We start from the raw sequence: 15,584 nt of genomic DNA on the forward strand, positions 1-15,584 counted from the left end.
TCTTAAATTGAATGATTAAAAAGTACGACTAAAAGTCAGATGGCTTAAGGATGTTCTGTTTGTGGAATTTCCGCATTTATGTCATTTACATCTATTCTAATACCATTCAGGTTGAGGATTTTATAAGGAGGCTCGATAAGTTGTATTTCAGTATTGTCTAAACTGTATTGAAAATTTCGATTTTTAGGCACATGTAGTCTGATCATTTTGCTATTCCAGCCTGTATCGGTTTTGGTCCAAATACGGCCTTGGAAATACCCTCCTCTGTCAATAATAGTTAACATCTCCGCCTTATTGTCTTGATTCAAATCTATGGCGAGGCGGAACTCTTCACTTACTCGATTACTGTTGTAATTTTCATCATCTGCTAAGTAAGTAATTAAATCGCGATCAAATGCCTGTTCATTGGGCCAATAAGTTGCGGTTATATCTGCAGTGTGTTTGCCAATATTCTTATTGTGCTTTCTGTGTATACTCTGCTGAACATACCGATATTGCTTGTCGATGTTTGCCACTATTTCTGGATGTGCATCGGTTATTTCACTTTTCAGTTGCTGCATAGCGATATAACCAGGCTTGCCTAGCTCTCGGCTAAAATAGCGAAGATCTAAGTCTTCTATAGATACATCACCGTTATAATACCTAGCCATTTGGCTGTAGCTGGATATGGCCTTAAAATTCAAAACTGGAGAATTAACAAGCAGTACAAAAGCCAGCACCACTAGCCCCATCACCACATTCACTTTACTTTGAATTATCAGCCAATTATCTCGTAATCTGATAATGCCGAACAAGTAACCCAGCACAAAACAGCTTAAAATAAACCACACACTCAAGGCCCAAAGGCGATCAGGGGTAAAACCGTACTGTGCCACCCGCGATAATATTCCATACAAAGAAATAGCAGAATATACTGGCAATATTGCGACGCCCACTAAAATAAATCGGTGCAGGACAAAATGGTAAGGTTTATTATCATTACCTTTATGATAAATGGCATTCACAAAAAACAAGCTGAGGGTAATTAACCATAGGAGTAAAAAGCTACCGGATCTGGTTTTCCAAAGATTGTCTAATCCAGTAAAAGGCAAGGTCAGTAAAAAGCCAATAGATATAAAAATAAGTAGCGGTAATAGAAACTTTAGTAAGGTTTGTAAAATGGTAGAAATGTTGTCAGCTAAGTAGCCAATTTTACGAAAAATATGTATGGAAAAAGCCGCCGCGAAAGTCAGCGATGGCAGCCAAAACCATTCTTCTCGCAATAACAAAGTAAATAGCTCAATGCCCAATAAATCAAATAGGGCGGCGCCTAAATGTAATATGCCAAAAAAGACTGAAGTAAATATCACTGTCACTATAAAAATAACGGCATTTCGCCAAGAGGCTAAAAATAGTGATTCATAATGTATAGCTTGTTTGTTGACTATTAACTTGATGTACATAATGGCTTTAAAACAGGCAATCAAACTAGCAAGAGTGAATACAAATAATGTGCTATCTAGATCGGGAAAAGCACTTTGTTGATCGCCAATATAAGCGCCCAATGCAGATATCAATACGCTAAAGGGCAATAAGCCTTTAATAATACCTTGGTAGTCGTGTCGACTAGCAATCAATAAAAACAAACTAGGAAAACCAATAAAAAAGGTTACTAAAGCGATTAACCAAGTTAAATTTGTACCCGGCCACACTTGTTGCTCAACACTTTGATATAAATAGGCTAAGGTAATACCCTGTATCAAAGCCGTAATGGCAATGTATAAACGAGGAATTTGCAAGTCTTCATTTGCTTTTGACATCTGCGCTACTGATCCACTATTCGTCATATTATCCGCTTCAGGTAAATCTAAAAAAGCCTTAGACATTTATTTGCCCTTTATCGGGGTCGTGTTCAAAATTCTGTGTCATTTCAGTAAAATGTAAAAAACAAGAATGACACATGAAACCATTATTTAGGACACCCATAGCATAGAGCATTACTAAGGACACCCATAACTTTAGCATAAATAAGCATTAATTAGGACACCCATAATTTCTAGTTAACGTTCGCAGATAGGCAATTGAACTGCTTGGCTTATTCTTACCTTTATACATTTCTAGGTTGCTTGAGTTTTGATGTGTAAAAAGTGAAAAAACCACTGTTTTTACTGAATGGTAGGTATGCTCAATCGCCGTTATACGGGGATGGAATGTGCGTTGACAGAATTTTTGATTAAGCCAATAAGGCTCTCGCGTTGCTAATGCCCTGTATTTGCCGGTGATGGGTATGCTCAGCAAATTGTCGCATCATGTGCTCTGAGCCAACGGCATAGCAAAAGTGTTGTTCGAACTCTGTGGTAAGGGTGAGCCATTGTGCGTCTGATAATCCCAATCTTTGTAACATTGCTTAGGACACCCATAATTTCTAGTTAACATTCGCAGATAGGCAATAGCATTAATTAGGACACCCATAATTTCTAGTTAACGTTCGCAGATAGGCAATTGAACTGCTTGGCTTATTCTTACCTTTATACATTTCTAGGTTGCTTGAGTTTTGATGTGTAAAAAGTGAAAAAACCACTGTTTTTACTGAATGGTAGGTATGCTCAATCCCCGCTGTACGGGGATGGGATGTACGTTGACAGAATTTTTGATTAAGCCAATAAGGCTCTCGCGTTGCTAATGCCCTGTATTTGCCGGTGATGGGTATGCTCAGCAAATTGTCGCATCATGTGCTCTGAGCCAACGGCATAACAAAAGTGTTGTTCGAACTCTGTGGTAAGGGTGAGCCATTGTGCATCTGATAGCCCCAATCTTTGTAATATTGCTGGTTGGGTGGTGGCGATATGACCTTGTTTATCTTCGCGAATGACACGGCCTGTTATATCCACTAGTTCGCAGTAATCTTTTAATGAGAATGAAATGCCTTTGGGCATGTTTTGCCTAGGGTTACCCACAAATGGCAACAGCGTGTGGGGTGGGTGTTGGTTAGTTTTCAACGCGTGAATGCGTTTTTGAATGCTGGTGTGATGGGAGTTTTCAGGGGTTGTCGCTATTTTTGTGCGAATGGGATTTAAATCCACATAGGCCATGCAGGCTAGTAAAGCTCTGTTATCTAACAGAGCTTGTGATTTAAACCGCCCTTCCCAGAACCTGCCAGTGCACTCGTCCTCTTTGTTGGCTTCTCGGGCGATGTGCTCGTTGAGATTGCGCATGAGCCAACTGATGTCGTGCAAACGCTGGCGATAAACCGCAATGGTGTCTGCAAGAGTATGCATTTCACTTTTTGTTAGCTCATCATCTCGCATAAACCTCTGGGTCAACAACGTCCCCTTATAGAGCGTATGCCACAGCGCTAATACCTGTTTATTCGACCAATTTAGCGCTTTGTCTACATCCACATGCAACACCACATGTACGTGATTGCTCATCACCGCATAAGCACAAATATCAATGGCAAACACCGAAGACAAAAACAACAAGCGCTCCTCTACCCAAGCCCGCCTGTGCTCATAATTTTGCCCTGAATAATGGTCAACGCCACACAAAAATGAACGGCGCACACAACGGGAAACACAATGATAAAATGGGGTATCTGATAAACTGATTAAACTGGCTCTTTTCTGAGTCATAACGCCTCCGAAAATGAATAAACACAAGCACAACCGCTTAACGATAGCCTAGTATAAATCTACGATTTATCAAATTGTGATGGGTGTCCTGATCTTTCTATGGGTGTCCTGATCTTTCTTGGTGAACGGAGTGAACGCTTTTAGTAAGTGAAGCGCATAATCTCAATGTGCATAGCACCTCAAATCCCAAAACTACGCAATTTTGCGTAGTCAGTTGCGTGCTTTTACGAATATTAGTTATTGCCCAATAAATTCATACTTATCCCCGCTGTAAAAGGCTAATAAAACAGAGTTACAGAAACAAGTAGCCGCACTCGTTAATAAATTCTTCTAATAATTGGGTAAATAAAACATGAAACAATTTACAAAACTAACACCTGTAGCAGCTACTTTAATGCTTGCGTTAAGTACTACTGCAGTACAAGCAGATGACAAACTTTCAGTAGGTGGTTTCATTGACATGTCTTATCTGGCAGTCGATACAGACGGTGGAGCATCTACACACAATTCAGGGGTTGACCAAGTTGAGGTGAATCTTGGCTACGATTTCGGTAATAAACTAACGGCTACCGTAGATGTTGAATATAAGAACTCTAATGATGGTGCGAATGTTGAGCAGGCTTTTATTAGCTATGCAGTATCAGACAATCTAAGCATTAAAGCGGGTCGTTTTCTAAGTTATTCAGGCTGGGAAACTGAGGAGCCAACTGGTTTGTTTCAGTATTCTGGCACCGGTTACGCACAATACTTCTATGGCTATTATCAACAAGGGGTATCAGCTTTATACAGTAGCGATAAATTTGCGGTTGCTGTTTCTGTTGTGAATGATCTAGCTGGACCTCAATCAACCGATTCTGAGCATCCAGGCGTGGAAACTATGGTGGCGTTTATGCCTACCGAAAACTTTACTGTTAAAGGGTTTTACTCGGTAGATGGCGATACCAAAATGTTGAACACTTGGGCCGCATATTCAAAAGATAGCTTAACACTAGCCGCAGAGTACAACTCCTCCGAAGATACCGCAGGTGCGGGTAGTGAAGCCGATGGTTACCTACTAATGGCTAACTATGGTTTTGCCAATGGGCTAGGTCTCACTCTTAGATATCACGATTACTCAATTGATGACGCAACTGGTAATACGTTTGAAGATATGAGTGCTATCACTATTTCGCCAAGTTACACAGTCAATAGCAACCTACTAATGGTGTTTGAATACCGTATGGATTCAGATGATATAGGCGGGATGGATTCAGACTCTATTGCGATTGAAGCATTAGTAACTTTTTAATTAATTCACAGCTGTGTAATCGAAAAAAATTCTAATGAACGAGCGTGGCTCACACGCTCTTGCAAATTAAGACCCAATCAATAGGAAACTAATTATGAAATTTAAAAAACTTATTTTAGCGAGTTCAATTATCGCAAGTAGTTTAGTCGCACAAGTATCTATGGCTGCAGACACCATCAAAGTAGGTGTTTTACATTCTTTATCGGGCACTATGGCTATCAGTGAAACTACGCTGAAAGATACAGTGTTAATGATGATTGAAGAACAAAATAAAAAAGGTGGGCTGCTAGGTAAGAAGCTGGAAGCGGTAGTGGTTGACCCTGCGTCAAATTGGCCATTGTTTGCAGAAAAAACTCGTGAACTTTTAGCGAAAGATAAAGTTGACGTTATTTTTGGTTGCTGGACATCGGTATCGCGTAAGTCTGCACTGCCAGTGCTAGAAGAGCTTAATGGCTTAATGTTTTACCCCGTACAATATGAAGGTGAAGAGTCATCTAAAAACGTATTCTACACCGGTGCTGCACCAAACCAACAAGCGATCCCTGCGGTTGATTATTTGATGAATGACATTGGCGCAACTCGTTGGGTTCTTGCTGGTACCGACTATGTTTATCCTCGTACAACTAACAAAATTCTAGAAGCATACCTGTTGTCAAAAGGGGTGAAAGCCGAAGACATTATGATTAACTATACACCGTTCGGTCATTCAGACTGGCAAGGTATCGTTTCAGACATCAAGAAGTTTGGTTCTGCAGGTAAGAAAACGGCAGTGGTGTCAACTATCAACGGTGACGCCAACATTCCTTTCTACAAAGAACTAGGTAACCAAGGTATTTCTGCTGAAGACATTCCTGTTGTCGCGTTCTCGGTAGGTGAAGAAGAACTCTCTGGTTTTGATACTAAACCGCTTGTGGGTCATTTAGCGGCCTCGAATTACTTCCAAAGTGTTGAGTCAGATGCCAACGATGAGTTTATTGCAAACTGGAAAGCATACATTGGCGACGACAAGCGCGTCACAAATGACCCTATGGAAGCTACCTATATTGGTTTTGAAATGTGGGCTAAAGCAGTTGAAAAAGCGGGGAGTACTTCAGTTGACGAGGTTGAGCAGGCTATGATTGGTGTAGCAGTACCTAACTTAACTGGCGGAATTGCTGTGATGAACGCTAACCACCATTTGTCTAAGCCAGTACTGATTGGCGAAATCCAAGAAGACGGGCAGTTTGAAGTTGTTTGGGAAACCCCAGACACAGTGATTGGTGATGCTTGGTCTGACTTTTTACCTAGCTCTCAGAACTTAATTTCTGATTGGACAGCGCCAGTTTCATGCGGAAACTTTGACGTCAAAACGGCTAAATGTTCAGGTCAAAACTTCTAACCTAGGACTAGAAGCGAGTCTTTGAAAATGGTTCCCCCTTTACACGGGGGAACAGATTACCCCACCCATAGTTTCACAGTCTTATTTGTTTAAGGCGTAAACCCTAAGCGCAAGATTAAAATTATGTTGTATAGAAAGAGGAAAACACAATGTTAAGAACGTTCATGGTGTTATTCAGTTTGTTGTGTTTCCAAGCTTCAGCTGAAGACAATGCATCGCAAACTGTGACTAGTTCGTCATTGTCTGAGTTGGCAGCACAATTACCTACTACTAAATTATCTAAAATGGCACCACTAGTAGAAAAAATTGCTAATACACAAAGTGCTAATACACGAGTTTTATTACAATACCTATTGGACGGAGAGCTTTATTATGTCAAAGCGAATAAGGCCATAGTCAGAGCTCAATTAAATGAGCAAAAACAATACGATTTAACTGATGTATTAGGAACAGTTGAATATTCGGCCAGCAGTAAAAGTGCCATCAGAAAGATTAGAACCAATAACCGATTGCGCGGGCAAATAAGAAGCCTGTTAGCTAAGTTAGACCTTACAGATGCAAACCCTCAAGTGCGTATTGCAGCACTGCAGCAACTTATTGATAAGCCTAACGAAAGTGCTATTAGTACTATTCAATCATTGATAGGCGACGAAAAAGACCAAGATGTTGCCCAACTTATGCAAACTATTGTAGATGTGCAGTTGCTAAAAACCGGTAATCATGAGCAAAAAATGGCGGCAATTAAAGGGTTAAAAAACAGTTTAGAGCCTGCTGTTAATAATATGCTGGTGACACAACTCGCAGCGCTACCGAATAAGCCAAAGACCGAACAAGACATGGCTTTAGCCAGAAGTCTGCAAGACGCTATCGACAAAATAGACAGCAAGCGTAGCTTTTATGGGGTAGTTGAAAATATCTTCTTTGGTTTAAGTTTGGGCTCAGTGTTATTGCTAGCTGCAATCGGGCTGGCCATTACCTTTGGGGTGATGGGCGTAATTAACATGGCTCACGGTGAAATGATCATGTTAGGCGCTTATACCACTTATGTTGTGCAGTTAATTTTTCCTCACTTGATTGAATATTCACTGTTTATTGCGATACCACTGGCATTTTTGGTGTCGGGTTCGGTGGGTATCATAATTGAACGTTGCGTGATTCGTTTCTTAAAAGGTCGCCCATTGGAAACCCTGCTCGCTACATTTGGTATTAGCTTGATTCTACAACAATTGGTTAGAACCATATTTTCTCCCCTTAATCGTCAGGTGTCGTCGCCAGAATGGATGAGTGGGTCACTGCAAATTAATCCTGTGTTTTCACTCACCTACAGTCGTTTGTATATCATTATATTCTCGTTAATGGTGTTTTTTGCGCTGCTACTTATTTTGAAAAAGTCATCTTTAGGCTTACACGTACGTGCCGTATCGCAAAACCGCGATATGGCCAGAGCATTAAGTATCAAAAGTGATTGGGTCGACGCCATCACCTTTGGCTTAGGGTCGGGCATTGCAGGTGTGGCTGGTGTGGTGCTTAGCCAATTAACTAACGTGGGACCAAACTTAGGTCAGGCCTATATTATCGACTCTTTCTTAGTTGTAGTGTTTGGTGGTGTCGGTAATTTGTGGGGAACGTTAGTGGCCGCTATGTCCTTGGGTTCTATCAATAAGTTCTTAGAGCCTATTACAGGTTCGGTGTTGGCTAATATTATTGTGTTGGTTGGCTTAGTGTTATTTATTCAAAAACGTCCCAAAGGGCTGTTTCCACAAAAAGGGAGGTCGACAGACTAATGACTTCATCAACAGAATCTTCAACAAAAATAGAAACTCCATTATCGCAAGATAGCCCCGCTTCGTCACAAGCATCAACTGGCTTAATGGCCAAAGTGACTGGCTTAAAAAACTTACATGTGGTGATAGGTGTGCTATTGCTGGCGACCTTTTATGTCAGCGTATGTAACTTGTTGTTTGCAGAAGGCTCACTGTTACATGTCAGCGATTACACGGTAAGTTTGTTTGGTAAGTACTTGTGTTATGCACTTTTAGCGTTAGCAGTTGACCTAGTGTGGGGGTATTGCGGTATTTTGAGTCTAGGCCACGGCGCATTTTTCACTTTAGGTGGTTATGCCATGGGCATGTACTTGATGCGTCAAATTGGTGACCGAGGCGTATACGGTAATCCAGATTTACCTGATTTTATGGTGTTCTTAAACTGGACTGAAATGCCTTGGTATTGGGCGGGCTCTGATAGTGTTTTATGGATGATTGCCATGGTGTTTATTGGCCCAGGTTTGCTCGCTTATGTATTTGGTATGCTGGCCTTTCGTTCTCGCGTAAGTGGCGTGTATTTATCGATCATGACCCAAGCGGTGACTTATGCCTTGATGTTGGCTTTTTTCCGCAACGAAATGGGCTTTGGTGGCAATAATGGCTTAACTGACTTCAAAGAAATACTAGGTTTTTCTCTGCAGTCTCCTAGCACTAAATTAGGTTTATTCATTGTTACGGCCTTGGTGTTGGCTGTGGCTTATATCGTTTGCCATTTCATCGTTAACTCAAAAATGGGGCGAGTCGTTACCGCTATCCGCGATGCTGAAAATCGAGTTCGCTTTGTTGGCTACAAGCCCGATAATTATAAAGTTTGGATCTACGTAGTGTCTGCCATGATCGCTGGCTTAGCGGGCGCTTTGTATGTACCGCAAGTGGGTATTATTAACCCCGGTGAGTTTTCGCCTTTGAATTCAATCGAAATGGTCATTTGGGTGGCTGTTGGAGGGCGTAATTCTTTATACGGTGCACTAATTGGAGCCATAGTGGTGAGCTACGCTAAAACCCGTTTTACAGCCATTATGCCCGAAGCTTGGTTGTTTGCTTTAGGTGGGCTGTTTGTATTAGTCACCTTGTTATTGCCAAAAGGCATTGCCGGTTTAATGCCGGGAATAATAGCGAAATTAAAAGGCTCAAAAAATGAAACTACAGAGGCAAAAGCTACGGAGGTGAAGTCATGATTGTAGATAAGCATGGTTCGCCTATGTCTGCCACAGAAAATATTCAACCCGATACCCGCCATGGGGTGATTTTGTACGTTGAAGATGTGAGCGTGAGCTTTGATGGGTTTAAAGCCTTAAATGATATGAACTTGTATATAAACGACGGTGAATTGCGTTGTTTAATTGGTGCCAACGGTGCCGGTAAAACCACCTTGATGGATGTGATAACCGGCAAGATCCGCCCAGATACTGGTAAAGTCAGTTTTGGTCAGCAGGTTGACTTATTGCAACTAGATGAGTCGGAAATTGCTAACGCTGGTATTGGCCGTAAGTTTCAAAAACCGACTGTATTTGAACAGCTGTCGGTATTTGAGAATATCGAGTTGAGCTTAAAAGGTAATAAAGGCATTTGGGCTTCGTTGTTCCACAAGTTAAATGGTGAACAAAATGATCGTATCGCAGAAATTCTGCATACAATTGATTTGATAAAAGAGCGTAATTATCCTGCTGGGCGTTTGTCTCATGGGCAAAAACAATGGTTAGAAATAGGCATGTTATTAGCGGCTAATCCAAGAGTGTTGTTAGTTGATGAGCCCGTGGCAGGCATGACGGGACAAGAAACCGAACGCACCGCTGAATTACTAACCTCTTTAGCGGGAGAGCATTCGGTGGTGGTGGTAGAACACGACATGGCTTTTGTTCGCTCAATTGCGCGCACTGTCACAGTGTTGCACCAAGGTTCGGTATTAGCCGAAGGTAGTATGTCCGAAATTCAATCTAATCCAGAAGTGATCCAAGTATACTTGGGTGAGGAGCAAGGCTAATGATAGAGCTTGATTCAGTTAATCAAAGATACGGCGGCACCCAAATATTGTGGGATCTAAATTTGCACATTAAAAAGGGTTCTCGTACCTGTATTATGGGCCGCAATGGTGTGGGTAAAACCACGCTGCTAAAAGTGATTATGGGGTTATTGCCCATCAGTGACGGTAGCTTAAAAATTGCCGGTGCAGAGGCCGCTAAGCGCAGTGTGGAATCTCGCCCAGAAATGGGCATTGGCTATGTGCCACAAGGTCGGCATATATTTCCACAGCTTACAGTTGAAGAGAATCTTAAAATTAGCCTCAACTGTAAACGCCAAACCAGTAAAACTATTCCAGAACATATTTTTGAATTATTTCCGGTATTGAAAGAAATGCTGCATAGGCGCGGTGGAGACTTATCGGGTGGGCAACAACAACAACTGGCAATAGGCCGCGCCTTGGTGTTGAATCCTGAAGTGCTGATTCTGGATGAACCAAATGAAGGGATCCAACCGAATATAGTGCAGTTGATTCGCGACGTGTTACTAAAGTTAAACAAAGAACAGGGCATGACCATTGTTTTAGTTGAACAAAAACTACCATTTGCTCGCGCTGTAGGCGAAGAATTTGTGTTAATGGAAAAAGGGCATGTTATGTCATCGGGTCCCATGGCACAATTGACCGATGAGTTAGTGAGCCAATACTTGGCAGTCTAAACAAGACTGTTAGAGTAATCATTATTGGCTAGATAACAGTTAACGGTATAACGTGAAGAACCAAAAGTCACATGTAACAAAAATCATTTTGCTAGCTTGGCCAAATTGGAACAACGGTCATTTTAGTCTGGCGGCAACATAACTATGACCATCACTAAAATAGAAAAAAGGAAATGGCTAGCTAAGTTAGCGCTTACTTTTAATTATTCTCCCTATGGAACTCAACTGGCTCGCACGCAACGTGTTGGGCCATTGACCATTCAAAAAGCGTTTTATCCTGAAGGACGAGAGTGTGCGCATATATACTTATTGCACCCGCCAGCGGGGATAGTGTCGGGTGATATCCTACATGTAGATCTGGATCTAGAGCCTCAAGCCCATGTTTTAGTGACCACTCCTGGCGCCAATCGATTTTATCGGGCGCGAGACGATGCCAACATTGGTAGCCCCATTCAAAAACAAATTACCCAAGTGAATCTACCGGCCAAGGCTAAGTGTGAGCACTTTCCGTTAGAAACTATTGTCTATAACGGGGCTGAGGGCGTAAATCAGGTGCTAGTCAACCTTACCGCCGATAGCCATTATTTGGGATGGGATATTACTTGTTTGGGTTTACCTAGTGCAGGGCAGTTGTTTGAAATCGGTCGTTTTAGCCAGCTTAATCAAGTGTATTGCGACAACAAACTAATTTATCATGACCGAATTAATGTTAGACCAGATGCTTCTGAAGGTCATCAGCAAATGCATCAGCATATGGCTGGATTAGCCGGTTACAGCGTATTTGCTACTCTGCTAGCTTATGCCAATACAGAGCATGTTAACTCGGCGATGCAAGCTGATTTAATTGACCAACTTAGAGACACTATCCAGCAGCAGGGGTTACAAAGTGAGGTCAGTGTCACTCATATTGCCGAGCTAATTATTATTCGCTATTTAGGTCATCATGCTGAGCAGTGTAAACAGATATTTATTTTATTGTGGCAATTACTGAGGCCACATTATATGCACAAGCAAGGAGTTGTGCCGCGCATCTGGCACACCTAACTGCTAACGGCCTGATGTCAATAATTCGCTTAAACGTATAATGTAGAAAATACCCTAAAAAAGAGCATAGAACCTATGGACTTATTACCCAGAGAAAAAGACAAACTTTTATTATTTACAGCTGCTTTGTTGGCTGAACGTCGACTAAAACGCGGGGTCAAGCTTAATTATCCAGAAGCCATGGCGTATATTTCTATGGAAATAATGGAAGGTGCACGAGATGGTAAAACCGTGGCCGAAATGATGGATTACGGACGCACTTTATTGAGCCGTGACCAGGTGATGGAAGGTGTTGCTGAGCTGGTGGCTGAAGTGCAAGTTGAGGCAACATTTCCTGATGGAACTAAATTGGTCACAGTACATAACCCCATTGTTTAGAACGAATAGTGTCTGGCTATTGGTTAAGATTATTTAAGGAAGCAATATGATCCCTTGATGAAATTAAAACAGATCATGGTGAACGAGAGTTAAATGTTGGCCGCGAGACGCGGCAAGTTACTGTGGCCAACAGTGGTGATCGACCGATTCAAATCGGTTCGCACTATCATTTTTACGAAGTGAATCCTGCATTAAAATTTGATCGTGAGCCTTGCAAAGGTTTCAGACTTGACATTACCTCTGGTACAGCCGTGCGCTTTGAGCACTGAGTCAAGAAAGAGCTGTGACGTTAGTCGCCTATGCCGGTAAACGCCGGGTGTTTGGTTTTCGCGGTGATGTTCAGGGAGACCTTTCTTAAGGTATAAAATTATGGCAACGATAGATACACATGCTTATGCACATATGTTTGGTCCAACCGTGGGTGACCGTGTCCGTTTAGCCGATACAGACTTATGGCTAGAAGTTGAAAAAGACTTTACCGAATACGGTGAAGAGGTCAAGTTTGGTGGCGGTAAAGTGATCCGTGATGGCATGGGTCAAAGCCAAGCATCATGTTTTGATACGGTAGATTTAGTGATCACTAATGCGCTAATTTTAGATCATTGGGGCATAGTCAAAGCGGATGTAGGTGTGAAGGATGGCCGCATTGCTATCATTGGTAAAGCGGGTAATCCAGATATTCAAGACAATATAGATATTGAAGTTGGCCCTGGTACTGAGGTGATTGCTGGTGAGGGACAAATACTGACCGCGGGTGGAATAGACGCGCACATCCACTTTATTTGCCCTCAACAAATAGACGAAGCGTTAATGTCAGGCGTGACCACAATGATTGGCGGGGGCACTGGTCCTGCGACTGGAACCAATGCGACGACTTGCACCCCCGGACCTTGGAACATTTTTAAAATGTTGCAAGCGACCAATGACTTTGCGATGAATTTTGGCTTTTTGGGTAAAGGCAATGCTAGTTTACCTCAGGCCATTGAAGAGCAAATCGAAGCTGGTGTCTGTGGACTCAAGTTGCATGAAGATTGGGGCACAACTCCGGCCGCTATTGATTGTTGTTTGTCGGTCGCTGAGCGTTATGACGTGCAAGTGGCTATTCATACCGATACCCTGAACGAATCAGGCTTTGTTGAAGATACCTTAGGGGCTTTTAAAGGCCGAACTATTCACACTTACCACACTGAAGGTGCTGGCGGTGGGCACTCACCCGATATTATTCGAGCCTGTGGAGAAGGGAATGTACTGCCATCTTCGACCAATCCTACTCGCCCTTATACTGTCAACACTATTGATGAGCATTTAGATATGTTGATGGTGTGTCATCACCTTGATCCGAGTATTCCTGAAGATGTAGCCTTCGCTGATTCGCGCATTCGTAAAGAAAGTATTGCCGCCGAAGATATCATGCATGATTTAGGTGCCATCAGCATGATCGCCTCTGATTCTCAAGCGATGGGACGAGTAGGGGAAATGATTACTCGTACTTGGCAAACGGCTCATAAAATGAAACAACAGCGTGGCCCACTAGCGCCAGATACTGATCGTAACGATAACTTTAGATTAAAGCGCTATGTGGCCAAGTACACCATCAATCCCGCAATTAGTCATGGTATTAGTCATGAAGTCGGCTCGATTGAAGTGGGTAAACTAGCGGACTTGGTGTTATGGAAGCCAGCATTTTTCGGCATTAAACCCTCTATGATTATCAAAGGTGGTTTTATTGCTGCTGCGCCTATGGGGGATGCCAATGCGTCTATCCCTACGCCACAACCTGTGTATTATCGCCCAATGTTTGGTGCTCATGGCAGTGCAGCGGCTAACACCTCCATGACGTTTATGTCGCAAGCCTCAATTGAAAAAGGTGTGCCCAGCCAAATTGGCATGACGCGCTTAGTGGGGGTCTGTAAGAACACCCGCAATATTGGTAAAGACGACATGATCCACAATAATTGGCAGCCAAAAATTGAAGTAGATGCACAAACCTATGAAGTACGTGCAAATGGTGAGTTGCTAACATGTGAGCCAGCAGAGTCCTTACCACTAGCGCAGTTATACACATTATTTTAAGGGCCTATTTTGTTTTTCGCCGTGCCACAGTGCCTTATCGTTTGCACTGTGGTCTTAGCTAGTTAAATACAAATATAAAGTACAGATAAAAACTAAAAAATTAGGAATGAAATAAAACATGCTGCAAGCATACGAACGTTTAGATCATACTCACGATCCAATTGATGACAGTATTACCTTAGATCACGACACTCGCAAAAAAGCGCGGATTAAAGGACAAACTGACCAAGGTTCTACCATAGGGATTTTTGTGGAGCGGGGCCATCCGTTACTAGTGGGTGAAATATTGAAAACCGAGTGTGGCAAGTTGATTGAGATCAAAGGCCTGGCAGAACCGGTCAATACGGCCACTGCTAGTGATTGGTTAACCTTTAGTAAGGTATGTTATCACTTAGGTAATCGGCATACTGTGTTGCAAGTGGGAGAATTGTGGCTACGTTTCAAGCCTGATCACGTTCTCGCTGAGTTAGCTGAAAAATACGGGTTAACCATAGATGATAGCCCTGCTGTTTTTGAACCTGAAAATGGCGCCTATGGCAGTGGTGGGCATGCACATGGAGGGCATTCTCATAGCCATCATGCAGAAGGTCATTCCCATTAGTCCGGTCAACCCACTTAAATTAAATAGGCTGCTACAACTATGTAGTGCCAACTTGCCGGTAGGCGGCTTTTCGTTTTCGCAAGGGCTAGAATACGCTGTCGAAAAAGCATGGGTTAATGATGTAGTTAGCACCGAGAGTTGGATACATCTTAACTTATCACAAGCTTTAGTTTTCACCGATTTAGCTATATTGAAGCGTTTGTATGCAGCATTGATCGATAATCAACATGATGCATTTACGAATTGGAACCAACAACTTATTGCAAGTCGCGAGAGTTTTGAATTACATATGGCTGATCTTGCGATGGGGAAGGCGCTGGTGCGGTTGTTGACTCAATTAGAAGGCTTTGATGCTGCTAGATACGATAACGTATTACAGCTAAAAGAGCTCAGTTTTGTCAGTGCATTTGCTATTGCGGCCTATGGTTTTGACTTGGATTTACTGTCGGCGCAAAGTGGATTTTGCTGGACCTACATTGATAACCAAGTGGCCGCCGCTACTAAATTAGTACCTTTAGGGCAGACTCAGGCGCAAAACTTGTTGTTTTCGTTAACTGAAAGCGTTCCAGAAATAGTCCATAAGGCTAATCAAATTGGCGACCATGAAGTGGGGGCAAGTTTACCGCACTTAGCCATGGCAAGTGCTTGGCATGAAGGTCAATATACGCGGCTATTTAGATCTTGATATTGTTGCTAACGAGAGCGTTGA

Annotated in this window: 13 protein-coding genes and 2 pseudogenes; 12 read left to right on the forward strand and 3 right to left on the reverse strand. The window is 42.4% G+C overall.

All coding sequences use genetic code 11. The annotated features are described in order from the left end of the window. Nucleotides 1-44 precede the first annotated feature (44 nt). The 3 genes and pseudogenes from RS130_RS09505 to RS130_RS09515 all read right to left on the reverse strand — a co-directional run bounded on the left by RS130_RS09505 (nt 45) and on the right by RS130_RS09515 (nt 3,611). A complete protein-coding gene (locus RS130_RS09505; protein WP_316025764.1) occupies nt 45-1,865 on the reverse strand; it encodes a DUF4153 domain-containing protein in 1,821 nt (606 codons plus the stop codon). 347 nt (nt 1,866-2,212) lie between these two features. After that, nucleotides 2,213-2,386 (reverse strand): annotated as a pseudogene (locus RS130_RS09510) (transposase); the annotation flags it as partial. A gap of 247 nt (nt 2,387-2,633) precedes the next feature. Further along, nucleotides 2,634-3,611, reverse strand: a complete 978-nt coding sequence (locus RS130_RS09515) for a transposase (protein ID WP_316025765.1) — start codon at nt 3,609-3,611, stop codon at nt 2,634-2,636. A gap of 352 nt (nt 3,612-3,963) precedes the next feature. Between RS130_RS09515 and RS130_RS09520 the strand changes: the two genes are divergently transcribed. The 12 genes and pseudogenes from RS130_RS09520 to RS130_RS09575 all read left to right on the forward strand — a co-directional run bounded on the left by RS130_RS09520 (nt 3,964) and on the right by RS130_RS09575 (nt 15,560). Next, nucleotides 3,964-4,899 carry a porin gene (locus RS130_RS09520; protein WP_316025766.1) on the forward strand — a complete coding sequence of 312 codons (936 nt, stop codon included), beginning with the start codon at nt 3,964-3,966 and terminating at the stop codon, nt 4,897-4,899. A 94-nt stretch (nt 4,900-4,993) separates the two neighbouring features. Then, nucleotides 4,994-6,277, forward strand: coding sequence for an urea ABC transporter substrate-binding protein (urtA, locus tag RS130_RS09525; protein ID WP_316025767.1), 1,284 nt, complete (start codon nt 4,994-4,996; stop codon nt 6,275-6,277). Between the two features lie 149 nt (nt 6,278-6,426). Next, nucleotides 6,427-8,061, forward strand: a complete 1,635-nt coding sequence (gene urtB, locus RS130_RS09530) for an urea ABC transporter permease subunit UrtB (protein WP_316025768.1) — start codon at nt 6,427-6,429, stop codon at nt 8,059-8,061. An 86-nt stretch (nt 8,062-8,147) separates the two neighbouring features. After that, nucleotides 8,148-9,278: an urea ABC transporter permease subunit UrtC gene (urtC, locus tag RS130_RS09535; RefSeq protein WP_316028017.1), complete on the forward strand. Its 1,131-nt coding sequence runs from the start codon at nt 8,148-8,150 to the stop codon at nt 9,276-9,278. Then, the gene (gene urtD / locus RS130_RS09540) at nt 9,275-10,084 is read left to right on the forward strand and encodes an urea ABC transporter ATP-binding protein UrtD (protein ID WP_316025769.1); all 810 of its coding nucleotides are present in this window, start codon (nt 9,275-9,277) and stop codon (nt 10,082-10,084) included. The genes urtC and urtD overlap by 4 nt, the downstream gene beginning before the upstream one ends. Next, nucleotides 10,084-10,779 carry an urea ABC transporter ATP-binding subunit UrtE gene (urtE, locus tag RS130_RS09545; RefSeq protein ID WP_316025770.1) on the forward strand — a complete coding sequence of 232 codons (696 nt, stop codon included), beginning with the start codon at nt 10,084-10,086 and terminating at the stop codon, nt 10,777-10,779. The genes urtD and urtE overlap by 1 nt, the downstream gene beginning before the upstream one ends. 144 nt (nt 10,780-10,923) lie before the next feature. Then, a complete protein-coding gene (locus RS130_RS09550; RefSeq protein WP_316025771.1) occupies nt 10,924-11,823 on the forward strand; it encodes an urease accessory protein UreD in 900 nt (299 codons plus the stop codon). Between the two features lie 75 nt (nt 11,824-11,898). Continuing rightward, the gene (ureA, locus tag RS130_RS09555; protein WP_316025772.1) at nt 11,899-12,201 is read left to right on the forward strand and encodes an urease subunit gamma; all 303 of its coding nucleotides are present in this window, start codon (nt 11,899-11,901) and stop codon (nt 12,199-12,201) included. A gap of 46 nt (nt 12,202-12,247) precedes the next feature. Then, a pseudogene (locus RS130_RS09560) lies at nt 12,248-12,559 on the forward strand (urease subunit beta). Nucleotides 12,560-12,570: 11 nt separating this feature from the next. After that, complete coding sequence (ureC, locus tag RS130_RS09565; protein ID WP_316025773.1) at nt 12,571-14,274, forward strand: urease subunit alpha; 1,704 nt, start codon at nt 12,571-12,573, stop codon at nt 14,272-14,274. A 118-nt stretch (nt 14,275-14,392) separates the two neighbouring features. Beyond that, entirely contained in the window at nt 14,393-14,875 is a 483-nt protein-coding gene (locus tag RS130_RS09570) for an urease accessory protein UreE (RefSeq protein ID WP_316025774.1), read from the forward strand. Further along, nucleotides 14,829-15,560: an urease accessory protein UreF gene (locus tag RS130_RS09575; RefSeq protein ID WP_316025775.1), complete on the forward strand. Its 732-nt coding sequence runs from the start codon at nt 14,829-14,831 to the stop codon at nt 15,558-15,560. The genes RS130_RS09570 and RS130_RS09575 overlap by 47 nt, the downstream gene beginning before the upstream one ends. Nucleotides 15,561-15,584 lie beyond the last annotated feature (24 nt).

Source organism: Paraglaciecola aquimarina (assembly GCF_032464635.1).
Taxonomy (GTDB): Bacteria; Pseudomonadota; Gammaproteobacteria; order Enterobacterales; family Alteromonadaceae; genus Paraglaciecola; species Paraglaciecola aquimarina.

Coding starts and splice junctions, on each gene's coding strand:
- RS130_RS09505 (WP_316025764.1), bottom strand. CDS start 1,865: ATGTCTAAGGCTTTTTTAGATTTACCTGAAGCGGATAATATGACGAAT.
- RS130_RS09515 (WP_316025765.1), bottom strand. CDS start 3,611: ATGACTCAGAAAAGAGCCAGTTTAATCAGTTTATCAGATACCCCATTT.
- RS130_RS09520 (WP_316025766.1), top strand. CDS start 3,964: ATGAAACAATTTACAAAACTAACACCTGTAGCAGCTACTTTAATGCTT.
- urtA (WP_316025767.1), top strand. CDS start 4,994: ATGAAATTTAAAAAACTTATTTTAGCGAGTTCAATTATCGCAAGTAGT.
- urtB (WP_316025768.1), top strand. CDS start 6,427: ATGTTAAGAACGTTCATGGTGTTATTCAGTTTGTTGTGTTTCCAAGCT.
- urtC (WP_316028017.1), top strand. CDS start 8,148: ATGGCCAAAGTGACTGGCTTAAAAAACTTACATGTGGTGATAGGTGTG.
- urtD (WP_316025769.1), top strand. CDS start 9,275: ATGATTGTAGATAAGCATGGTTCGCCTATGTCTGCCACAGAAAATATT.
- urtE (WP_316025770.1), top strand. CDS start 10,084: ATGATAGAGCTTGATTCAGTTAATCAAAGATACGGCGGCACCCAAATA.
- RS130_RS09550 (WP_316025771.1), top strand. CDS start 10,924: ATGACCATCACTAAAATAGAAAAAAGGAAATGGCTAGCTAAGTTAGCG.
- ureA (WP_316025772.1), top strand. CDS start 11,899: ATGGACTTATTACCCAGAGAAAAAGACAAACTTTTATTATTTACAGCT.
- ureC (WP_316025773.1), top strand. CDS start 12,571: ATGGCAACGATAGATACACATGCTTATGCACATATGTTTGGTCCAACC.
- RS130_RS09570 (WP_316025774.1), top strand. CDS start 14,393: ATGCTGCAAGCATACGAACGTTTAGATCATACTCACGATCCAATTGAT.
- RS130_RS09575 (WP_316025775.1), top strand. CDS start 14,829: ATGGAGGGCATTCTCATAGCCATCATGCAGAAGGTCATTCCCATTAGT.